The sequence below is a fragment of the Ruegeria sp. H7 genome (genome assembly GCF_056532945.1).
Window position 1 is genome coordinate 71,845 of sequence record NZ_JBQFNZ010000011.1, and the last position, 22,195, is coordinate 94,039.

The 22,195-nt window shown below is 60.2% G+C and carries 24 protein-coding genes; 6 read left to right on the forward strand and 18 right to left on the reverse strand.

The genetic code is table 11. The features are described from left to right. Positions 1-33 precede the first annotated feature (33 nt). The 6 genes from yidC to ACR0AC_RS19275 are packed head-to-tail and all read left to right on the forward strand — an operon-like array spanning position 34 to position 5,370. A complete protein-coding gene (gene yidC / locus ACR0AC_RS19250) occupies positions 34-1,863 on the forward strand; it encodes a membrane protein insertase YidC (RefSeq protein WP_480875462.1) in 1,830 nt (609 codons plus the stop codon). Next, a complete protein-coding gene (locus ACR0AC_RS19255) occupies positions 1,860-2,597 on the forward strand; it encodes an MOSC domain-containing protein (RefSeq protein ID WP_480875463.1) in 738 nt (245 codons plus the stop codon). The genes yidC and ACR0AC_RS19255 overlap by 4 nt, the downstream gene beginning before the upstream one ends. Further along, positions 2,594-3,247, forward strand: coding sequence for a ribosome biogenesis GTP-binding protein YihA/YsxC (yihA, locus tag ACR0AC_RS19260; protein WP_170456095.1), 654 nt, complete (start codon positions 2,594-2,596; stop codon positions 3,245-3,247). Before ACR0AC_RS19255 ends, yihA begins: the two co-directional genes overlap by 4 nt. 59 nt (positions 3,248-3,306) lie before the next feature. After that, positions 3,307-4,170, forward strand: a complete 864-nt coding sequence (gene argB, locus ACR0AC_RS19265) for an acetylglutamate kinase (protein ID WP_170524933.1) — start codon at positions 3,307-3,309, stop codon at positions 4,168-4,170. A gap of 19 nt (positions 4,171-4,189) precedes the next feature. Continuing rightward, entirely contained in the window at positions 4,190-4,876 is a 687-nt protein-coding gene (locus tag ACR0AC_RS19270; protein WP_480875467.1) for a ferredoxin, read from the forward strand. Further along, on the forward strand, positions 4,873-5,370 hold the full coding sequence (locus ACR0AC_RS19275; RefSeq protein ID WP_480875469.1) for a SixA phosphatase family protein: 498 nt from the start codon (positions 4,873-4,875) through the stop codon (positions 5,368-5,370). Before ACR0AC_RS19270 ends, ACR0AC_RS19275 begins: the two co-directional genes overlap by 4 nt. A gap of 44 nt (positions 5,371-5,414) precedes the next feature. Here ACR0AC_RS19275 and ACR0AC_RS19280 read toward each other — a convergent pair whose 3' ends face one another. The 18 genes from ACR0AC_RS19280 to ACR0AC_RS19365 form a co-directional block, all read right to left on the reverse strand. Further along, positions 5,415-6,206: an amino acid ABC transporter ATP-binding protein gene (locus ACR0AC_RS19280; protein WP_480583087.1), complete on the reverse strand. Its 792-nt coding sequence runs from the start codon at positions 6,204-6,206 to the stop codon at positions 5,415-5,417. A gap of 12 nt (positions 6,207-6,218) precedes the next feature. Further along, positions 6,219-7,517 (reverse strand): amino acid ABC transporter permease, encoded by a 1,299-nt coding sequence (locus ACR0AC_RS19285; RefSeq protein ID WP_170456101.1) that lies wholly within the window; start codon positions 7,515-7,517, stop codon positions 6,219-6,221. Between the two features lie 3 nt (positions 7,518-7,520). Beyond that, positions 7,521-8,753, reverse strand: a complete 1,233-nt coding sequence (locus tag ACR0AC_RS19290) for an ABC transporter permease subunit (RefSeq protein WP_170456103.1) — start codon at positions 8,751-8,753, stop codon at positions 7,521-7,523. A 126-nt stretch (positions 8,754-8,879) separates the two neighbouring features. Next, positions 8,880-9,896: an amino acid ABC transporter substrate-binding protein gene (locus ACR0AC_RS19295; protein ID WP_170456105.1), complete on the reverse strand. Its 1,017-nt coding sequence runs from the start codon at positions 9,894-9,896 to the stop codon at positions 8,880-8,882. A gap of 206 nt (positions 9,897-10,102) precedes the next feature. Beyond that, complete coding sequence (locus ACR0AC_RS19300; RefSeq protein WP_170456107.1) at positions 10,103-10,810, reverse strand: ATP12 family protein; 708 nt, start codon at positions 10,808-10,810, stop codon at positions 10,103-10,105. A gap of 3 nt (positions 10,811-10,813) precedes the next feature. Beyond that, positions 10,814-11,485, reverse strand: coding sequence for an HAD-IA family hydrolase (locus ACR0AC_RS19305; RefSeq protein WP_170456109.1), 672 nt, complete (start codon positions 11,483-11,485; stop codon positions 10,814-10,816). Continuing rightward, on the reverse strand, positions 11,482-12,525 hold the full coding sequence (locus ACR0AC_RS19310; RefSeq protein WP_170624830.1) for an RluA family pseudouridine synthase: 1,044 nt from the start codon (positions 12,523-12,525) through the stop codon (positions 11,482-11,484). Before ACR0AC_RS19310 ends, ACR0AC_RS19305 begins: the two co-directional genes overlap by 4 nt. Before the next feature lie 117 nt (positions 12,526-12,642). After that, entirely contained in the window at positions 12,643-13,449 is an 807-nt protein-coding gene (locus ACR0AC_RS19315; protein ID WP_480780904.1) for a crotonase/enoyl-CoA hydratase family protein, read from the reverse strand. A gap of 95 nt (positions 13,450-13,544) precedes the next feature. After that, positions 13,545-14,858, reverse strand: coding sequence for a replication-associated recombination protein A (locus ACR0AC_RS19320; RefSeq protein WP_480875479.1), 1,314 nt, complete (start codon positions 14,856-14,858; stop codon positions 13,545-13,547). Positions 14,859-14,862: 4 nt separating this feature from the next. Next, entirely contained in the window at positions 14,863-16,248 is a 1,386-nt protein-coding gene (locus ACR0AC_RS19325) for a trypsin-like peptidase domain-containing protein (protein WP_480875482.1), read from the reverse strand. A gap of 142 nt (positions 16,249-16,390) precedes the next feature. After that, a complete protein-coding gene (gene rplQ, locus ACR0AC_RS19330; RefSeq protein ID WP_170334079.1) occupies positions 16,391-16,810 on the reverse strand; it encodes a 50S ribosomal protein L17 in 420 nt (139 codons plus the stop codon). Between the two features lie 177 nt (positions 16,811-16,987). Then, entirely contained in the window at positions 16,988-18,004 is a 1,017-nt protein-coding gene (locus ACR0AC_RS19335; protein WP_170377644.1) for a DNA-directed RNA polymerase subunit alpha, read from the reverse strand. 115 nt (positions 18,005-18,119) lie between these two features. After that, positions 18,120-18,509, reverse strand: a complete 390-nt coding sequence (gene rpsK / locus ACR0AC_RS19340) for a 30S ribosomal protein S11 (protein WP_008757289.1) — start codon at positions 18,507-18,509, stop codon at positions 18,120-18,122. Between the two features lie 15 nt (positions 18,510-18,524). Further along, complete coding sequence (gene rpsM / locus ACR0AC_RS19345) at positions 18,525-18,893, reverse strand: 30S ribosomal protein S13 (protein WP_170456119.1); 369 nt, start codon at positions 18,891-18,893, stop codon at positions 18,525-18,527. A gap of 210 nt (positions 18,894-19,103) precedes the next feature. Next, a complete protein-coding gene (locus ACR0AC_RS19350; protein ID WP_170634780.1) occupies positions 19,104-19,751 on the reverse strand; it encodes an adenylate kinase in 648 nt (215 codons plus the stop codon). Next, positions 19,748-21,112 (reverse strand): preprotein translocase subunit SecY, encoded by a 1,365-nt coding sequence (secY, locus tag ACR0AC_RS19355; protein WP_170456125.1) that lies wholly within the window; start codon positions 21,110-21,112, stop codon positions 19,748-19,750. The genes ACR0AC_RS19350 and secY overlap by 4 nt, the downstream gene beginning before the upstream one ends. 109 nt (positions 21,113-21,221) lie before the next feature. Further along, positions 21,222-21,695 (reverse strand): 50S ribosomal protein L15, encoded by a 474-nt coding sequence (rplO, locus tag ACR0AC_RS19360; protein ID WP_170456127.1) that lies wholly within the window; start codon positions 21,693-21,695, stop codon positions 21,222-21,224. Positions 21,696-21,898: 203 nt separating this feature from the next. Beyond that, on the reverse strand, positions 21,899-22,114 hold the full coding sequence (locus tag ACR0AC_RS19365; RefSeq protein ID WP_170456129.1) for a DUF1127 domain-containing protein: 216 nt from the start codon (positions 22,112-22,114) through the stop codon (positions 21,899-21,901). Positions 22,115-22,195: the final 81 nt, after the last annotated feature.

A 22,195-nucleotide genomic window follows, 5' to 3' on the forward strand; every position in this document is an offset into this window, starting at 1 on the left:
GGTGTCTTTCACTGCTCAAGGTGGCTGTCCCAGATGGACGATCAGAACAAGAATCTCATCCTCGCAACCGCGCTCAGCTTTCTCGTGATCCTGGTCTGGTTCGTGCTGTTCCCCCCGCCGGAACCCACACCTGCCACCGATCAGACCGAGATCGCCTCCACCCAAGAGTCCGAGATTCAGACACCCAGCGCAACAGCGACCGGTGCTGTGGGCGAAGCGACCGCCGCCACCGAAGAGACACTGCCCGAAGAACAGGCCCCGCGGGTCGCGATTGACACCCCGCGCCTGAAAGGCAGCCTTTCGCTGTCGGGCGGACGCATCGATGAGCTGTTCCTGAAAGACTACAAGGTTTCCATCGAAGACGGCGCGCCCATTGTCGAGTTGCTGGCCCCGGTGGGATCAGACTCGGCTTATTACGCGCTGTATGGCTGGGCTCCGGGCTCGGGCGTGACCGGCACGGATGTCCCCGGCCCCAACACCCTCTGGACGCTTGAGCAGGGCGCAACATTGGGCGTGGACACTCCGATCACGCTGGCTTGGGACAATGGCAACGGCCTGACCTTCCGCCGCACCGTCTCGGTCGATGAAAATTACATGTTCTCGGTGACCCAATCGGTTGAAAACACCACCGCAGCCGAGGTCAGCATGGCCCCCTATGGCATTCTGGCGCGGCACGGCATTGGCGAAGATGGCGACCTTCCCGGCCTCAAGAACTTCTTCATCCTGCACGAAGGCGTCATGGTCATGGCCGACGGCGTTTTGGATGAAATCGACTATGGCGATGTACGGGACTTTGACATCGACCCCAACGAGCGCGCGCAGGCCGAGGTGTTTCAGGTCAAGGAAGGCGGTTGGGTCGGGTTTACCGATCACTATTGGATGACGACGCTGATCCCTGCGGAAGGCGCAACGTTCAAGGCAGCCGCCAAATACGACGCCCGCCGCAAGATCTACCAAACCGAAACCGTGCTACCCACCCTGACCGTCGCGCCCGGCGCGACCGAGCAGGTGACGACGCAGCTGTTTGCCGGTGCCAAGGAATGGGACACCATTCGCGAATATCAGGCGGAAGGCGTGCAGAAGTTCATCGACAGCATCGATTGGGGCTGGTTCTACTTCCTGACCAAGCCGATCTTCTGGCTGCTGCACAACATCAACGTGCTGATCGGCAATATGGGCTGGTCGATCATCGGCCTGACGCTGATCATCAAGGCCATCCTGTTCCCGCTTGCGTTCAAATCCTACGTCTCGATGGCGAAGATGAAGGAATTGCAGCCGCAGATGGAAGCCCTGAAAGAGGCCGCTGGTGACGACCGTCAGAAAATGCAGCAGGGCATGATGGAGCTGTACAAGAAGGAAAAGGTGAACCCGGCTGCGGGCTGTCTGCCGATCCTGATGCAGATCCCGATCTTCTTCTCGCTGTATAAAGTGATCTTTGTCACCATCGAACTGCGTCAGGCCCCATGGTTCGGCCCGTTCCAGGACCTGAGCGCACCGGACCCGACCTCGATCTTCAACTTCTTCGGCTTGCTGCCCTGGGCGGGACCTGCACCCGAAAGCCTCATGGCGCTGATCTTCATCGGTATCCTGCCACTGCTGTTGGGTATCTCGATGTGGCTGCAGCAAAAGCTGAACCCGGCCCCAACCGATCCGACGCAGGCGATGATCTTCGCGTGGATGCCATGGGTCTTCATGTTCATGCTGGGCGGGTTTGCCAGCGGGCTGGTGGTCTACTGGATTGCGAACAACACAATCACCTTCACCCAGCAATACCTGATCATGCGCAGTCAGGGCTACAAGCCTGACGTGTTCGGCAACATCAAGTCCGGCTTCAAGCGGACGCCTAAGACGGACGGAAAATGAGCGGGACAGTCTCAGCCCTTTGGCGGCACCCGATCAAAAGCCATGGGCGTGAAGCCCTGAATCAGGTCACAGTAATCCCCGGGCAGACCATGCCCGGGGATCGCGTTTGGGCCGTCGCGCACGAGGCGGCGAAGACCGATGGCACCGAATGGGCGCCTTGCGCCAATTTCAGCCGTGGTTCAAAGGCACCCAAGCTGATGGCGATCTCGGCCCGGATGGAAGGGGACCGCGTCACCCTGCACCATCCAGAACGCCCGGATCTGAGCTTTCAGCCCGACACGCAGCAGGATGTGTTTCTGGACTGGGTCAAGCCGCTGATGCCCGCGGATCGCGCAGCTTCGGCCCGCATTGTCCGGGTGCCGGGGCGCGGCATGACCGACAGCGACTACCCCTCGATCAGCCTGTGCAACATGGCCTCGCATCGCGTGGTCGAACAGAAACTGGGCCGGGATTTGTCACCGAAGCGCTGGCGCGGCAATATCTGGTTCGAGGGCCTGCCCCTGTGGGTAGAATTCGACTGGCTGGGTCGCGACGTGCAGATCGGTCAGGCCGTATTCCGCATTCGCGAACGCATCACCCGCTGTCTGGCGACAACCGCCAATCCCGAAACGGGTGAGCGGGACGCAGATACCCTAGGCGCGCTCAACAGTTGGGATCATCAGGATTTCGGCGTCTATGCCGAGGTTATTCAGGGCGGTGAGATCCGCCTTGAAGATAAGGTTAACCTGCTATGACATCGCTGCCCTTCCCGCTTGCCGAAGACCCGGACGAGTTCGCGCAAGAGCGTGGGCGCAAGCTGTTTGCCGGGCCTTCGGAATTCGTCAAAGGGGTTGTGGCCATGAACGGTCTGCCCGCCCCCGACCGGCTTGAGGTCTGCTTTGCCGGGCGTTCCAACGTGGGCAAGTCCAGCCTGATCAACGCGCTGACCGGCACCAAGGGCCTGGCGCGCGCGTCGAACACGCCGGGCCGCACGCAGGAAATCAACTTTTTCACCCAAGGCCCGGAACTGTATCTGGTGGACCTGCCCGGCTATGGCTACGCCAACGCGCCGGTCAAGGTAGTGGAGAAATGGCAACGGCTGCTCAAGCAATATCTAAGCGGCCGACAGACCCTGCGCCGCGCCTTTGTGCTGATCGATTCGCGCCATGGGGTGAAGCCCGTCGACGCCGAGATCATGAAGCTGCTGGACACCAGCGCCGTGACCTTTCAATGCGTCATGACCAAGGCCGACAAGGTCAAAGCGAATGATCGCCAGAAGGTTCTGGATCAAGTGCGCGCTGCGCTGTCCAAACACCCTGCGGCCTTCCCTGAAATCGTGCTGACCTCGTCCGAGAAAGGCGACGGAATTCCCACCCTGCGCTCGATCATTGCACATCTGGAATAGCTTGGCCCTTGGCAGCGCCGTGCAAACCTCCTAACACGGAACGCCAGAGGGACTTAGCCATGAAGACACGTGACATGAACCGGGATTGGATCGCCACCGCCGCCACCTTGAACAGTGCCCTGCCCTATCTGCAGCGCTATGACGGGGCCATCGTCGTCATCAAGCTGGGCGGTCACGCCATGGGCAGTGACGAAGCAATGGAAAGCTTTGCCCGCGACGTGGTTTTGATGCGGCAGGTGGGTGTGAACCCGGTGATCGTGCATGGTGGCGGACCGATGATCAACGCGATGCTGGGTCAGTTGGACATCAAATCCGAATTCGTGAACGGCAAGCGCGTCACTGACAAACCCACCGTTGAGGTGGTCGAGATGGTGCTGTCCGGCCTTGTGAACAAACGCATCGTGCAGGCGATCAACGGTCAGGGTGGCAGTGCCGTGGGGCTGTCCGGAAAGGATGCCAACCTGATTGTATGCGATCAGGCCGATCCGTCGCTTGGGTTTGTCGGATCGCCGTCCGAGATGAACCCGAAAATTCTGCACGATCTGTTCTCACATGATGTGATTCCGGTGATTGCACCTCTGGGTTCGGGCAAGAATGGCGAAACCTTTAACATCAACGGCGACACCGCAGCCGGGGCGATTGCATCGGCGTTGAAAGCGGATCGCCTGCTGCTGCTCACCGATGTATCCGGTGTTAAAAACGCGGGTGGAGAGGTTGTGACCGAGTTGAAAGCCGGTCAAATCCGCGAGATGACGATGGACGGCACCATTGCGGGCGGCATGATCCCCAAGACCGAAACGGCGCTGGACGCGCTGCACAGCGGCGTGCGGGCCGTGGTCATTCTGGACGGGCGCGCTCCCAATGCGGTCCTGCTGGAGCTGTTCACCGAGCACGGCGCGGGTTCGCTGATCCGGCCCGACTGATCCAATCTGCGGAGGAGAGATGACCGGATATCCCCCACCCTCCTCTTACATGGCGGCAATCAGCTTTGGCTGGGTGGGGCGCGTTGCGCATCAAGCGGGTCTGATCGTCATGGGTGCGACCCATCCACGGATCAGCGGTGCCAAAGGGCTGGACGGGGGGACTCTGGTCTTACTCGGGGCGGGTTCGGCTTTTTGGCCGGTTTTAAAAGCGTCTCCCGAATGGCAGGGTCCTGATCCGGTGGACCGTTGGTCCAGGCGTGTCATCGGCGGGATGGCACAGTCACTGGGCGCAGAGGCCCATTTCCCATTCGGCGGACCGCCTTACGCCCCGTTCATCGACTGGGCGCTGAAATCCGGACGCACCTTCAGCAGCCCGGTTGGCGCGTTGGTTCATGACACGGTCGGCATGATGATCTCGTACCGTGGCGCGCTGCATTTTGCGCAGGAGTTCGACATCCCCGAGGTCAACGCCGCCTCGCCCTGCCTTGCCTGCCCAGCCCCCTGCACGACGGCCTGCCCGGTCGGGGCGCTGAATGCCGAAGCCTTTTACAGCGTCGATGCCTGCCATGGCCATCTGAATACGCCCGAGGGGCAAAGCTGCATGACCGGCGGATGCCTTGCCCGGCTGGCCTGCCCACTTAGCAGCGGCGCGGGCCGCGACCCGGAACAGTCCGCCCACCATATGAAAGCGTTCCACCCGTCATGACCCGCACTCTGATCCTGACCCGCCACGCAAAATCCAGTTGGGACGCGCCGGTTGCCAGCGACCATGAGCGCCCGCTGAACAAACGCGGGCGCAAGTCGGCCCCGGCGATTGCCGGATGGCTGCGCGAAAACCGGTGGCTGCCGGATGAGGTCATCAGTTCCACCTCAGCCCGGACCCGCGAGACATGGGGCAGGATGGGCCTGTCGGCTGAAACGGTCGGCTTTACCCGCACCCTCTATCATGCCGGGCCGGACGAGATGCTGACCGTCCTGTCAGGCGCAACAGGGGAAACGGTGCTGATGCTGGGGCACAATCCGGGCATCGCGGGTTTCGCACAGCACATCGTGCGGCAAGGCCCAGATCACGCCAGATTCTACGATTACCCCACCTGTGCGACAGCGGTTATCCGGTTCGACATCACAAACTGGGCAGATGTAACATGGCGCAGCGGGGCGGTATTGGGATTCACCATTCCGCGTGAGTTGCTGGAATAGAAAAAGGCGGGGCAAAACCCCGCCTTTCCAAAATCTGATCCGGTTCAGTGCCCCAGAATCTGGCTGAGGAACAGCTTGGTCCGCTCGCTCTGCGGATTGTTGAAGAACTCTTCCGGTTCGTTCTGTTCCACGATCTGACCGGCATCCATAAAGATCACGCGGTTGGCGACCTGCCGGGCAAAGCCCATCTCATGCGTCACACACAGCATGGTCATGCCTTCCTCGGCCAGTTCGATCATGGTGTCGAGCACCTCTTTGATCATCTCCGGGTCCAGCGCCGAGGTCGGCTCATCGAACAACATGATCCGCGGCATCATGCACAGGCTTCGCGCAATCGCCACACGCTGCTGCTGACCACCGGACAGCATACCGGGATACTTGTCGGCCTGTTCCGGGATTTTCACCTTTTCCAGGAAATGCATCGCACGCTCTTCGGCCTCTTTCTTGGGCGTCTTGCGCACCCAGATCGGGGCCAACGTGCAGTTTTCCAGAATGGTCAGGTGTGGGAACAGGTTGAAGTGCTGGAACACCATGCCAACCTCGGACCGGATCTTGTCGATGTTTTTCAGGTCATTCGACAGCTCGATCCCGTCCACCACGATCTTGCCTTGCTGGTGTTCTTCCAGCGCGTTCAGGCAGCGGATCAGGGTGGACTTACCCGACCCCGACGGCCCCGCGATCACGATCCGCTCGCCCTGATTGACGGTCAGATTGATGTCACGCAGCACGTGGAAGGACCCGTACCACTTGTTCATGTTGTTGATTTCGATGGCGACCTCGTCGCTCACCTGCATTTTCGAGCGGTCGATTTCGCGTTCTACTGCAAGTTCAGACATGTGTTGAACTCCTTAACGATGATCCGTGGCAAGGCGACGCTCGAGCCACTGGGAATATTGAGAGATGCCGTAACAGACGACGAAGAACAGAAGCGCGGCAAAGCCCAGAAGCTCCCAATAGACGCCGTTCCATTCGGTTGACGCCAGGATGGGACCCCGGATCATGCCCACCAGATCGAACATCGAAATGACCGAAACCAGTGTGGTGTCCTTGAACAGGCCCACGGCCACGTTCACGATACCGGGGATCGAGATCTTCAGAGCCTGCGGCAGGATGATCAGCCGCATCGCCTGCGGGTAATCAAGGCCCAGACTGTCTGCTGCCTCGTACTGCCCACGTGGAAGCGCTGCCAGACCGCCGCGGATCACCTCGGCGATATAGGCGGCCGAGAACATGGTGATCATGATCACAACGCGCAGGAACAGGTCGACCGTGCTGTCAGGCGGGAAGAAATAGGCCAGCATCACCGAAGCCACGAACAGCAGCGTGATCAAAGGCACGCCACGGATGAATTCGATGAAGATAACGCAGACCCACTTGATCAGCGGCATGTTGGACTGACGGCCCAGCGCCAGGGCAATGCCCAGCGGCACCGACAGCGACACACAGGTCACGCCCAGCATCATGTTCAGCATGAAGCCACCCAGGTCACGGCTGGGAACAGCCGAAAGCCAGGCGTTTTCTGACGCACCTTCCGGGATCAGCGCCCCGCCGACATTCCATATGATCAGCGCTACGACAATCGCGCCGAAGAACCCGGCGGCAAAGCTGTTCTTGCCCAGTTTCTGGAAAACGGCACCTGCTGCCACACAGCCCACCAGCGCAACCAGTGGCGCAAGGATCGTGCCCCCCCAGATCAGCCAGAAAGCGATGAACGGGTACAGGCCGGTAAAGATCAGCAACTTACGCGGCAGATCGAAGAACAGCACCGGAGCAAACGCCACCAGCATCAGCACAAAGGCCAGATTCGGGCGCCAGTAAGCTTCAGCCGGGTATTTGAACCCATAGATCAGCTGCGGCCAGCGTTCCGTCAGAACCGCGAAACAGGCCCCGGTCTTGCCCGCCAGGATCTCGCGGCATTCCGCCAGCGAGTTTGCATTCCAGACCCCGTTGAGCATCCATGGCAGGATGTTCTTCAGCAACAGATAGATCAGGACCAGCGACAGCAGTGTCAGGATGGTGTTGGTGACGCCCGAAAACAGGTTCTCGCGCAGCCATTTGATGGCACCCGTCTGGTTTGCAGGCGGTGGCGAGGGCGGGATTGTCCCGTCAGCCACAAAGGCGATCGGATTTGTTGATTGATCGGCCATGGCTCAGCGCTCCTTCAACTTGACGGATGCGTTGTAGATGTTCATCACCATCGAGATCGTCAGCGACGCCGTCAGGTAGAACAGCATCAGCAGCAGAACACACTCAATCGCGCGACCGGTCTGGTTCAGCGTGATACCACCCAAGGTCGCGGTGATATCTGCATATCCCACGGCAATGGCCAGCGACGAGTTCTTGGTGATGTTGAGGTACTGCGAAATCAGCGGTGGGATGATCACCCGCAACGCCTGAGGCAGAACCACCAGGTTCATGATCCGACCCGGACGCAGGCCAAGGGCCGCAGCAGCCTCGGTCTGACCTTTCGAGATCGCCTGAATACCCGCCCGCACGTTTTCAGCGATAAAGGCACCAGTGTAGATCGACAGCGCGAACCACAGGGCGATCAGCGGGCCACCGACCTTGATACCACCGCTGAAGTTGAAACCCTTCAATTCGGGGATGTCCCAGGTCAGGCCCATCAGAACCATCAGAACGACAAGCGGACCCAGCCAGATGGCCAGTTTGATCATGAACGTCTGGGGGCGCTCGCCAGTCTGTTCTTGTTTCAGCGTGGCGCGTTTTTCGACTTCGTGCGCAGCGAACCACGATCCCACCAGACCGGCAATCACGAGTAGCCAGTTCAAAATTGTCGCGCCAAACAGCCCGTTGGTGAATTCGGGCCGCGGGATATAGACACCCCGGTTGGTGAATGCGAACGCATCGAACAGCATGGTCGAAGACGGGTCTTCGCCCCGGAACGCCCTTGGCCCCGGCAGCACGGCCGTCATGATCGTAAAGATGATGATGATCCAGATCAGAACCGGGATGTTCCGGAAGATCTCGACATAAACCGCCATCAGTTTCGACACGAGCCAGTTGTTGGACAGTCGCAGAACCCCCGCGATCACTCCAAATATGGTGGCCGTGATACAGGCCAGAACAGCAACCAGAAGCGTATTGAGAATACCAACAATCGCCGCGCGTCCGTGCGAGGATTGGCTGTCATATTCTATCAGTCGCTGGTTGATGTCATACCCGGCTGAGTCGCCAAGAAAGGTATAAGAAATATTGAGCCCTGCGGCTCGAAGATTCTGGATCAGGTTATTGCCAAGATACCAGATGGATAGCGCAATAACGATGGCCGCAATCACCTGAAAGGTCAGCGATCTGTAGCGGGTATCGTTTATGAGCATAGACAACCGAAAATCAGCTTTCGGTGGGTCAGTCATAGTCGACATGTTTTGGGATCCCCGTAGCTTGTGGACTGTTTTTACCCCGGCGAGGTTGTCCCCGCTCCGTTTCTGTCCACAGCAGTTATAGTAGAAGAGGGCGCAGGTTGCCCTGCGCCCTCTCCCGTTGATGACTTAGCGGAACGGCGGCGAGTACAGCAGGCCGCCTTCGGTCCACTGAGCGTTAAGGCCGCGTGCCAGACCGATCGGAGTTTCTTCACCGATGTTTTTGGCAAACACTTCGCCGTAGTTACCACCGGCTTTGATCGCCTTAGCAGCCCAGTCAGCGTCCAGACCCAGCATTTCGCCCAGGGTACCTTCGGTGCCCAGCAGTCGGTTCACTTCCGGGTTGTCAGTGCCGCTCGACAGTTCGTCGATATTGGCCGAGGTCACGCCCAGTTCTTCAGCCGAGATTAGCGCGTTCAGGGTCCAGCGGACAACATCGCCCCACTCGTGATCGCCGTGACGGACCAACGGGCCCAGCGGCTCTTTCGAGATGATTTCGGGCAGCAGGACGTGATCACCGGGATTTTCGAACGTAGCACGTGTCGCGGCCAGGCCCGAAGCGTCGGTGGTGTAAACGTCACATGCGCCAGCGAGATACTGCTGCTGCGCTTCTGCGTTGGTTTCGATCGGAACCGGCTCGTAGCTGATGTTGTTGGCACGGAAGAAATCGGCCAGGTTCAGCTCGGTGGTGGTGCCAGTTTGGATGCAGACGGTTGCGCCGTCCAGTTCCTTGGCCGAGCTGACGCCCAGTGCCTTTGGAACCATAAAGCCCTGACCGTCATAGTAGTTCACACCGGTGAATTCGAACTTCAGGTCAACGTCACGGCTGAAGGTCCAGGTGGTGTTCCGGGCCAGCATGTCGATTTCGCCAGACGCCAGCGCGGTAAAGCGAGTCTTGCCGGTGGTCGGAACGAATTCAACAGCGTTCGCATCGCCTAGAACAGCAGCAGCTACAGCACGGCATAGCGAAACGTCAAAGCCCTGCCATTCACCATTCGCGTCGGGTGCCGCAAAGCCAACCAGACCGGTGGTCACACCACAGTTCAGAGTCCCACGCGCCTTGACGTCGTCAATGGTACCCGCCACTGCTGCGCTTGCGGCCAGACCGGCAACTGTTGCCGCGCCCAAGATTACGGATTTTTTCATTTTTACCTCTTCCTGATTTTCCGCCCTTTGAAAGGCGGCTCTGTCCGGCAAGTGGATGCCGGTAAGGTTACCCCAAAGGTGTCTCCCCTTTAGTGGGCATGAGTTTGGGCGCAATCATAAACAAACGTCAAGGGCCGGATCAGTGAAAACGATGGATCTGGCCCGCTGGTTCATGCACTTACGCCCAAAAATCAGGTTGTGACGGATCAAACTGACAGGTCGAAGAACCTCTTGGCGTGCAGAAAGGCGGCTTTCTTTACCTCACTGGCTGCATGGGCCTCGTCGTCGTGGCCCCATTGCTCGATTTGCCAGTCCTCATCCAGACGCGAAATGCGCCATATCTCGTCCGGATTGCGCCAGTTCATGGCCGCAGCAAAGCCCAGGACCAAGGACCCGGACAGGCTGACCAGATCGTGGAACGCCGCCAGCTGGAACGCATCCATGTCATGCACGCGGGCGCGCAGATGCTGCAACGCCTCTGGCGATTGCGGCTTGTGCAGGACACCCGCGACGGGGATCAACCGGGCTGACAAATGTTCAGCGGCCCAGTCCAGCGCCGGGTCCCATTCCGTGGCCTGACGCATCTGCAGCTCTTGCGGGTGCGTGGCGCGGTAGCACAGCAGATCAGAGTCGCCGTAATCCGCCAGCATATCCGCCACTTCGCCGTGCTGAATGCGCACCTTGTCGATGGCGGCATTGGCCGAGCGGGTGAAGGGCATGGTGGCAGGGTCCACCTCTTTTTCCTGTGCCTCCCATTCGGCAGCCACGGCCTGAGCCATCGCATGTGTCGGCAGGATCAACGCCGCTTTGGCCGGGGTCTTGACCCGGCGACCATCCAATTCGACCGTGTGGCCACCCTCGGCCTCGACCACGGTGCTGTTTGTCCAGAAGCGTTTCGGTTTCCAATCGCTCATGTCTCAGGTCCAAATCGTGTCCAGCGCGCGGGGCAACTGGTCGAAGGTTTCGATCATACAGGTGGCAGAGGTCAGCGCTGATGAATCGTGATAACCCCAGGACACACCGATCCCGGCAACTCCGGCAGCGGCGGCCATGTCCATGTCATAGCTGGTATCCCCGATCATCACCGCGTTCGCCGCCTCGACCCCGGTTTCCGCCAACGCGGTCTGCACCATCGAAGGATGCGGTTTTGACGGGTGATGATCGGCCACCTGCCGGGTCACAAAGTAACGCTCCAGCCCATGCGCCTCGATCAACGCGTCCAGACCGCGCTGAGATTTGCCGGTTGCGACACCCAAAAGGATTTCGGGCACCGCATACAGGGCTTCAATCGCCGCGCGCGCACCAGGATACAGCGGCGAACTGGCGGCACCCAGGTCCAGCCGGTGGGCGTGGAAGGCTTGCTTGTAGCCCTCGACCAATTGCGCCTGCACCGCGTCGGACTGATCCGGCGCCAGCCGCGCAATGGCCTGTGGCAGGGACAGGCCGACGATCGACAGAATCGCCTCTCGGGGCGGGACAACAACCGAAGCCGCCTGAAAACTGGCGGTCATGCAATGGACGATGCTGCCCTGACTGTCGACCAGAGTGCCATCGACATCGAACAGAACCAGCCGCAGGGGTGCGCTCATTGCAGCTCCTCAAACGGGTCGTCGGCGGCAAGGTCTTCGGTCCAGCCGAACGTGTCCCAACTGTGCTTCATATGCTCAGGCAGGGGCGCTTCGATGGTGATCGGTTTGCGCGTCATCGGGTGCTGAAAAGACGCACGCCGCGCGTGCAGGTGCAGCTTCTTGCTGATGATCCCACCCAATTGCGCGCCCCAGCCATCGCCGAGGTTTTCCTGACCCGATCCGCCGTATTTCCCATCCCCGATGATCGGATGCCCAATCGCGGCCATATGGGCGCGCAGTTGGTGGGTCCGGCCAGTGATCGGCTCCATTGCCACCCAGGCGGCGCGCCCCGCCACACGGTAGAGCGTTGCGTAATGCGTATGGGCGCGTTTTGCACCCGGCGTGCTGTCGATGTCGCCCATATGCACCGGGATCATCTTCTCGCCCTCGCCCTGCTTGCCATGGCCTGCGGCCTTGACCAGACCGGTCTTGATCTCTCCCAGATAAGGCGTGGGCACACCTGCGACCAAGGCCCAATAGATCTTGCGCGTGTCGCGGTGCCGGAAGGCGGCGGTCAGCCCTTTGGCGGCCTCGCGCGTCCGCGCCAGCAGCAGAACACCGGATGTGTCCTTGTCCAGACGATGCACCAGACGCGGGTTTTCGTCATAGCCAAAGCGCAACGCTTCGGACAGGCTGTCCACATGACGTGTCTGGCCGCTGCCGCCCTGCACCGGCAGGCCATGCGGCTTGTTCAGTGCCAGAACATGATCGTCGCGGTAAATCACGCAGGACTGGATCATCTTCGCATCCGCGTCGGACACGCTCCGCTTGACCTCGGCTGGTTTGTGATCCGCGTCGGGTAAGGGTGGCACGCGCACGACCTGCCCCACCTCTAACCGGGTCGAGGCTTTGGCCCGGCTGCCATCCACGCGCAACTCGCCCTTGCGGCACATCTTTTCGATGCGCCCCTGGCTGACATGCGGGAACAGGCGGCGCAGCCAGCGGTCTACCCGTTGATCTCCGTCGCCGTCTGCGACCGTAATCATCTGTACGCCACTCATGCCATTGCCCCTTGCGCCGCGCGGCTGACCCGCCCGGATTGCGCTATTGCCAGTGTCCTAGAAAACATGCGCGTCTGTCGCCCGCAACGGCGCAAGAGTCAAGCAATCAGCGGCCCGTCAGATGTTCCGGAAATCTCCGTGCCGCCCGGCCCCGTCCCGGAACCGCCCCGCGCCTGCGGTGCCTTCGCGGCGGATCGCTTCCAACCCGTTGGCCCATTCGAGCTTCAGCCCATCGCGCACAGACATCCCGCGCGTTTCGATGATCGAGCGTCGGTCAGCCCGCACCGCCTCTTGCGGGAAACGCGCGATGTCATGGGCCATGGCCTCGGCAGCGGCCCGCGCCTCGCCATGGGGCACAACCTTCTCGGCCAGCCCGATGCGATAGCATTCCTCGGCCTCGACCTTGCGCCCGGTCAGCGCGATTTCCAGCGCCTTGCCCTGCCCGACCAGACGCGGCAGGCGGACTGTCCCGCCATCCATCAGGGTCACGCCCCAGCGGCGGCAAAAGACACCTTGATAAGCGGTTTCGGCCATCACCCTGATATCGCACCACAAGGCAAGCTCCATCCCGCCCGCCACGGCGGCCCCCTCTATCGCACCGATCACCGGTTTCGACAATTCCAGACGCGATGGCCCCATTGGCCCCAATGTCGACGGGGCTGATCCTATGGGAAAGCCGTGTCTCTCGTAATACGCTTCACCCAGTTCCGGATCGGCCAGGGTTGCGGCCATCTTCAGGTCCCACCCTGCGCAGAAATTGCCGCCTTTGCCCCAGAACACCGCCACCTTGGCGTCGCTATGCTCAAACTCCAGAAAGGCATCGGCCAAGGCCTTCGCGTGATCGGCATCCACTGCATTGCGGGCCTCGGGCCGGTCATGAATGACGGTCCAGACATCCTCGGATTTTTCGATTGATACGGGCATGACGCGTCCTCCCTTGCAGTCACTGACCCAAGGGAAACCCGAGTTGCGCCACCTGTCTCCTGTGACGCCACGGCAGCAGCGGACCTGACCCTGCGTTACCCGCTGTTTCGCTGCGACCGCAGCTTGGCAAAGTAATCCAGTCGTTTCTTCAACTCACGCTCGAACCCGCGCTCGACCGGTTGATACAGAACGGGCCGTTTCATCGTCTCGGGAAAGTAGTTCTGGCCTGAAAAACCATCTTCGGCATCATGATCATAAGCGTAACCTGCGCCGTAACCCTGATCCTTCATCAACGACGTCGGCGCATTCAGGATGTGTTTGGGCGGCGGCTCGCTGCCCGATTGCTTGGCCAGCCGCATCGCCGCCTTGTAGCCCACATAGGCCCCGTTCGATTTCGGGGCCAGCGCCAGATAGACCAGCGCCTGCGCCAGCGCCAACTCTCCCTCGGGCGAGCCGAGCCGTTCGTAGGTTTCCCACGACTGCAAACAAATCGCCTGCGCTTGCGGGTCGGCCAGCCCGATATCCTCGACCGCCATACGGGTGATGCGCCGCGCCAGATAGCGCGGGTCCTCGCCGCCGGTCAGCATCCGGGCAAACCAATATAAGGCAGCATCAGGGTCTGAGCCGCGCACCGATTTATGCAGGGCCGAAATCAGGTTGTAATGTTCGTCCCCCGACTTGTCGTACTTGGCCGCGCGGCGCATCAAACGCGTCGACAGCGCATCCGGGTCCAGCGGTGCATCGACCTTCCAGGCAGCCACCTGTTCAATCAGGTTCAACAAGGCACGTCCGTCGCCGTCGGCCATTTCCTGCAACGCATCGCGTGCCGCCGGTGTCAGAGGTAAGGTTTTGCCCAGTTCCTTCTCGGCCCGTTGGGCAAGACGCTCCAGATCGAAAAGGCCCAGACGCTCCAGCACCAACACCTGCGACCGGCTGAGCACAGCGGCGTTCAACTCGAAGGACGGGTTCTCGGTCGTTGCCCCGACCAACAGGATGGTGCCATCCTCCATATGCGGCAGGAACCCGTCCTGCTGGGCTTTGTTGAAGCGATGGATCTCATCCACGAAAAGCAAAGTACCCTGCCCGTTCTGACGTCGGATCTTTGCCGCCTCGAACACCTTCTTCAGGTCCGGAACGCCGGTGAAAATCGCGCTGATCTGAACGAAATGCAGATCGGTTTCCTGCGCCAGAAGTCGAGCGATCGTTGTCTTGCCAACACCCGGCGGCCCCCAGAAAATCAGGCTGGACAGGCTGCCCGAGGCCAGCATGACGCCCAAGGGCGCATCCGGTCCCAACACCTGCTGCTGCCCGATCACCTCGGCCAGCGTTTGCGGGCGCAGCCGATCCGCCAAAGGGCGATGAGGGGCCGGTGCAGGCTCGGTCGCGCCAGTGTCGAACAGGTCGCTCATGACGTTACAGCCGGAACCGCAGTGACAGGGTGCGACCGCCGCGCTGGATCGTCATCTGCACCCGACGGCTGGGATCGGTCAGTGCTTGCACAACGTCGCGCGGTCGTTCAATGGCGGCACCGTTGATCGCGTCCAGAACGTCCCCGGTGCGCAGTCCGGCGCGGGCACCATATGGCCCGGGATCAATGACCACGACCCCGGTCTGCGTCAGGCGCAGCCCCAGCCTTGTGATAACCGCCGGGTTGACCCCTGATACCTTCAATTCGGGCAGCACCGTACGGTCGTCCAGAGTGGTTTCTTCAGCGGCAGGTGTTTCAGGCGCTTTGATCAGGGCCACTTCCACGTCATCGCGATCCTCGCCGCGCAACCGGGTCAGAACCGAGGTTCCACCAACCCCGGTAACGGACATGCGGAATTTCATCTCGGCGGGAGAGTTCACCTCATCCCCGTCCACGTGCGTCACCACATCGCCGACCCTCAGACCGGCCTCGGCCAGTGGGCTAAGGTCATGCAGATCTGAAATCACCACGCCCAATGGGATGGCCAGACCCAGCGACTCGGCGATATCAGCGCTCATATGCTGGCCAGTGATCCCCGCCCAGGGGCTGACGAAACTGTCATTGCCGGCCTGCGCTTGCCGCAGAAACTCGGCCACCAGATTGGCCGGAATGGCAAAGCCGATCCCGTTTGACCCGCCCGAGCGGGTCAGGATCGAGGTATTGATCCCGATCAGATCGCCATTCACATCAATCAGCGCACCGCCCGAATTGCCCGGATTGATCGCCGCGTCGGTCTGAATGAAATACCCCCGCGCATTGCCCGTGGCGGTCCCGGTCCGCGCCAGACCCGAGATGATGCCCGACGACACCGTCTGCCCGACCCCGAACGGGTTACCGATGGCCAGCGCAAGCTCTCCCACCTCAACCTGATCCGAGTCCCGCAGGTTCAGGTAAGGCAGGTCAGACGCATCCTCTAGCCGCAGAATGGCGATGTCGCTTTCCTCATGCCCCAGAACAACCGTCGCCGAAAACTCACGCCGGTCGGTTGTCACCACGCGGATTTCGGTCGCCGAGCCCACAACATGGTAATTCGACACCACATAGCCGTTATCGGACAGGATCACGCCCGAACCCAGCGAGTTTTGCACTCGCGGCTGCGGGGTGCCAAAGCCGCCACCAAAGAAATCCTGAAAGAACGGGTCCGAGAACAACGGGTTGGTGCGCCCCTGCCGGACGATCTTGGCATAGATGTTCACAACCGCCGGGGCGGCTTGTTTGACGACCGGGGCAAAACCCAGACTGATGTCAGCCTGGGACTGCGGAACCCGTGTTTCCGCCGTGGCAAGTGATGCCGACAAAATGGAGAAAGCTAAAACTGTCGCGCGCAGCATTCCGACCTCAATCTTCAGAGACCCGTAGGATATGCGGCCACCGGGCCGGTAATGCAAGCGCGGCATCCGTGACCGCGTTCGGGAAAAAGAAAACCCCCACGTCCGGGACGCAGGGGTCTGACAGTCAGATCGTCGGATCGACTTATTCTTCTGCGGCCTCTTCGGCAGCAACGCGGGCCTTGTCGGCCGCGCCTTTGGCATCGACGTCACGATCAACGAATTCGATGATCGCCATCGGCGCCATGTCACCATAGCGGAAGCCAGCTTTCAGGATGCGGACATAACCGCCCTGACGCTCGGCGTAGCGGGGGCCCAGAACTTCGAACAGCTTTGCGACGTCTTTGTCTTCTTTCAGCTGTGCTGCGGCCTGACGGCGGGCGTGCAGGTCGCCGCGCTTGCCCAGAGTGACCAGCTTTTCGATGATCGGGCGCAGTTCTTTTGCCTTGGGCAGAGTTGTTTTGATTTGCTCATGCTCGATGAGCGAGCCAGCCATGTTCGCAAACAGCGCCTTGCGGTGCTCATGAGTACGGTTCAGGCGGCGGTAACCACGTGCGTGACGCATTTTTCAGTTCCTTCTTTCGCGTTTTGCTTTGTCTGGCACCCGATGCGTGTCAGGCGCTCTCCTTGGGGCATCATTGCCCTAGTTGTCCCCGGCAGTCCGGGCATTTTCGTGGATGGGTGAAATCACCCATCCTACTGGGGTTCGTCATGTAGGATGGGTGCTTGCACCCATCTCACCTCAGAACGCGTCTTCGAATTTCTTCGCCAGGTCTTCGATGTTGTCGGGCGGCCAGTCCTCGACATCCATGCCAAGGTGCAGCCCCATGCCGGACAGCACTTCCTTGATCTCGTTCAGCGACTTGCGGCCGAAGTTCGGGGTGCGCAGCATCTCGGCTTCGGTCTTCTGGATCAGATCGCCAATGTAAACGATGTTGTCGTTCTTCAGGCAGTTTGCCGAACGGACCGACAGTTCCAGCTCGTCGACTTTCTTCAGCAGCAGCGGGTTGAACTCCAGACCGTCATCCTCGTCCTGGCGGCCGGCCGATTCCGGCTCGTCGAAGTTGACGAAGATCGACAGCTGGTCCTGCAGGATGCGCGCAGCATAGGCCAGCGCGTCCTCGGGCGTGATCGACCCGTCGGTTTCGATCTTCAGGGTCAGCTTGTCATAGTCCAGAACCTGACCTTCACGGGTCGGCTGAACGTCATAGGCGACCTTCTTGACCGGCGAATAGATCGCGTCGATCGGGATCAGGCCGATGGGTGCATCTTCGGGCTTGTTCTTCTCAGCCGAAACGTAACCCTTGCCGGTGTTGACGGTCAGTTCCATGAACAGATCGGCGCCATCGTCCAGGTGGCAGATGACGTGGTCGCGGTTCAGAACCTCGATACCGGCGCTTTCGCTGATGTCGCCAGCGGTGACAACGGCGGGGCCTTTGGCATTGATCGACAGGCGCTTGGGGCCTTCGACTTCCATGCGCAGCGACACGCCTTTGAGGTTCAGGATAATGTCGGTGACGTCTTCACGCACGCCCGCCACGCTCGAGAACTCGTGCAGGACGTTGTCGATCTGAACGCTGGTGATGGCCGCGCCTTGCAGCGAGCTCATCAGAACGCGGCGCAGGGCGTTGCCCAAGGTCAGACCAAAGCCACGCTCCAGCGGTTCAGCAACCAGGGTTGCCTGACGTGCAGGGTCGTTGCCCGGCTTGCCGTCCAGCTGGGTCGGCTTGATCAATTCTGCCCAATTCTTGTGGATCATGTAATCCCTCCATTCCTGTCCGCGCCCCATGACCAACAAGGTGCAGACGCCCGAGGTTCAAAATGACGTGCTGGGGCCGTGCAAAAACACTGGCCCCAGCTCAATTCAAAATCGCTTAGACGCGGCGACGCTTCGGCGGGCGGCAGCCGTTGTGAGCAATCGGTGTCACGTCGCGGATCGACGTGATGTTGAAGCCCACGGCAGCCAGCGCGCGCAGAGCCGATTCACGACCCGAACCGGGGCCCTGAACTTCGACTTCCAGCGTCTTGACGCCATGTTCCTGCGCCTTCTTGCCTGCATCTTCAGCAGCCATCTGAGCGGCGTAGGGGGTCGATTTCCGCGATCCCTTGAAGCCCATGGTACCGGCAGACGACCACGAAATGGCGTTGCCCTGTACGTCCGAGATCAGGATCTTGGTGTTGTTGAAGGTCGAGTTCACATGGGCGACGCCCGATGCGATGTTCTTGCGCTCTTTGCGCTTAACGCGAGTCTTATCACGTGCCATCAGTCAGACCCTCCCTTATTTCTTCTTACCAGCGATGGCCTTTGCGGGGCCTTTGCGGGTACGAGCGTTGGTGTGGGTGCGCTGACCGCGAACCGGCAGGTTGCGGCGGTGACGCAGACCGCGATAGCAGCCCAGGTCCATCAGGCGCTTGACGTTCATCTGAACTTCACGACGCAGATCACCTTCAACGGTGTAGTTTTCGTCGATGTATTCGCGGATTTTCAGAACTTCGGCGTCGGACAGTTCGTTGACGCGACGGGTCGCTTCAATGCCCACGGCTTCGCAGATCGCTTTGGCCGAGGTGTTGCCGATACCGGTGATATATGTGAGGGCGATAGGTACCCGCTTGGCAGTCGGGATGTTTACGCCGGCAATACGTGCCACGTGTCACTTTCCTTTTTGTTGCGGTTCCGTAACTCCGGAACCTTTTTTCACAACACTTGATCTTGGCAGTGACGCCAGAGGATCCAGCATTATTTCGAGGTAGTAGGGGCAAACGGAACGAATCCCGCTTGCGGTCTTGATTCCCAATGGGGATGGGGGTCGATATGGGCTTTTCCGGTTCAGGTCAAGCCCATAAACGGTTCAAGCTTTTCAGGCGTCCAGAACCTGCGCGATCGAGCCCTGAACCTCGGCGATCTCGCCCAGCCCGTTGACCTTGGTCAACGCACCTTTGGCGTAGTAATAGCCGATCAGCGGCGAGGTCTTTTTGTAGTATTCCATCAGACGGGTCTTGAGGCTTTCCTCATTGTCGTCGGCGCGGCGCTTGAAGTCGTTTTCCTTGCCGCAGTTGGTGCATTTGCCATCTGCAGGAATCGGCTTGGTGATGTCGTTATAGACTTCACCGCAACCGCCACAGGTCGACCGGGCCGTGATGCGCTGGACCAGCGCGGTATCGTCGACCTCCATCTCGATCACCGCGTCCAGGCTGTTGCCGGTGCTGTCCAGCAATTCACCCAGCGCGTCCGCCTGCGCCAGCGTGCGCGGGAAACCGTCAAAGATGAAACCACCCTCGGCGCCCTGCTCCAGCTTTTCGCGGATCAGGCCGATGACGATCTCATCGGTGACCAGTTCGCCCTTGGCCATGACCTCGGCCACGCGGTTGCCCATCTCGGTGCCGCTGTCCTTGGCCTCGCGCAGCATGTCACCGGTGCTCAGCTGGACCATGCCGCGTGTTTCGACCAGGTGACGCGCCTGCGTCCCTTTACCTGCCCCCGGGGGGCCAAGAAGAATGATGTTCATCGACGAGCGGGTCCCTTCCTGCCGCGTTTCTTGCTTTTGCCGCGCAGTTGGGACTTTTCGATCAGCCCTTCGTATTGATGCGCCAGCAAATGGCTCTGAACCTGCTGGATCGTGTCCATGGTTACAGAGACGATAATCAGAACCGAGGTGCCGCCGAAGTAGAACGGGATGGCAAACTGGCCCCGAAGGATTTCAGGCAACAGACAGACCGCCGCCAGATAGGCCGAGCCCAGAACCAGCACGCGGTTGACCACGTATTCCAGATATTCGGCGGTTTTCTTGCCCGGACGGATACCGGGAACAAAGCCGTTCTGCTTTTTCAGATTGTCCGCCACATCATCCGGTTTGAACGATACGTTGAATGTGTAGAAATAGGCGAAGAACACGATCATCGAAGCAAAGAACAGCAGATACAGCGGCTGTCCGGGGCCAAAGTTGGCCAGCATCCACGACATGATCGGACCGTTGGCCGCCCCCGACGAGAAGGTCGAGATCGTCACCGGCAGCAGCAGCAGCGAGCTGGCAAAGATCGCAGGGATCACGCCCGCTGGGTTGACCTTGACTGGCAGGTGGCTGGATCCACCTTCGTACACTTTCATACCGGCCTGACGGCGCGGGTACTGAATGTGGATCTTGCGCAACGCGCGTTCCATGAAGACCACAAAGGTGATCACGGCGATGACCATGACGATCACACCAACGATCACTGCAGGGCTGATCGCGCCGCTGCGGCCCGAGGCAAAGAACTGCGCCAGCGCGGCCGGAACCTCGGCAATGATGCCGACGAAGATGATCAGGGAAATCCCGTTGCCGATGCCGCGCGCGGTGATCTGCTCACCCAGCCACATCAGGAACATGGTGCCGCCAACCAGAGTGATCATGGTCGAAAAGCGGAAATACAGCCCCGGATCGGTCGCCAGATCGCCCGATTCCAGCGACACGGCCAGACCATAGGCCTGAACGGTGGCCAGCGCCACGGTACCGAAACGGGTGTACTGGTTGATCTTTTTGCGCCCCTGCTCGCCCTCTTTCTTGAGCTGTTCGAGCGCGGGAACCATAGATGTCAGCAGCTGCACGATGATCGAGGCCGAGATATAAGGCATGATGCCGAGGGCAAAGATACCCATCCGACCCAGCGCCCCGCCGGTGAACATCGAAACCATGCCGCCGATGCCCTGCCCCGCCTGTTCCATGAACTCGCGCAGCGCCTGTCCGTCAATCCCCGGCACCGGAATGAAGGTGCCCAGACGATAGACGATCAGCAAACCCAGCGTGAACAGGATGCGGTTGCGCAGATCGGTGGCTTTGCCAAGGGCAGCCCAGCTTGTATTGGCTGCCATTTGTTCTGCTGCTGATACCATAAATCGGTCTCTCTTATGCAAACGCCGCCCGGAACCGTTTTCCGGCTCGGACGGCGTCTAGGAAAACTGTGAGGTCTATGTAAGCGGGTCTGGGCCCGCTCACAAGCGCTTACTCTGCCGCAGCAGCTTTTGTGACCTTAAGTGAGCCGCCCGCTTTCTCGACCGCTTCGACAGCGGCTTTCGAGGCACCGGTGACTTCCAGGTTCACCTTGGCGCTGATTTCGCCCTTGGCCAGAACGCGGATGCCGTCCAGCTTGCGACGAACCAGACCGGAAGCAACCAGCGCGTCTTCGGTGATCGCAGCTTTGGCGTCCAGCTTGCCGGCATCGACGAATTTCTGGATCAGGCCCAGGTTGATAACGGCGAACTCCTTGCGGTTCGGCTTGTTGAAGCCACGCTTGGGCAGGCGCTGGTACAGCGGCATCTGGCCGCCTTCGTAGCCGTTGATGGCCACACCCGAACGGGATTTCTGGCCTTTGATACCACGGCCACCCATTTTACCTTTGCCGGAACCCGGACCGCGGCCAACGCGGGTGCGTTTCGGTGCGGCGCCAGGATTGTCGCGCAATTCGTTCAGTTTCATTTCGCTTCTCCTTAGCCGGATGTGACCCCCGAAGCGTGATGGGCCAACCACGGCGTTTCTTGGTTTTGATTCTCGTGGACGGAAATCCACCGGAGCGCTCTACAGCGTTGTGCCTTCAGTTGCAAGGTTTGTTGTCGATTGCCGCCAAAAAGCAAAAGTGGCGCCCGAACGGCGCCTCTTTCACTGTGAGTGGTGGGGTATTTTTACGAGCAATATGCATGCTCACGCGCGATATCCGCGATATCGCAGCGACGGACGCCGATGTCGTCCAGTTCGCGGTTGCTCAGACGCTGCAGCTCGGAATAGGTGCGCTGGTATTCCGCCGCACGGGCACGGGCTGCCTTGAAGCGCTCAACCAAGGTTGCAACGCGGGCGCTGAAGTTGAATCCGGTGTTCGAAAAAGTAGCTGTGTTTGCCATATCTCATTTCCTTTCTGTATTGGGGCGTATTCCCCAATGTTCGCTTGTTTGTTCCTTACTTGGACAAGGCTCAGATAGGCG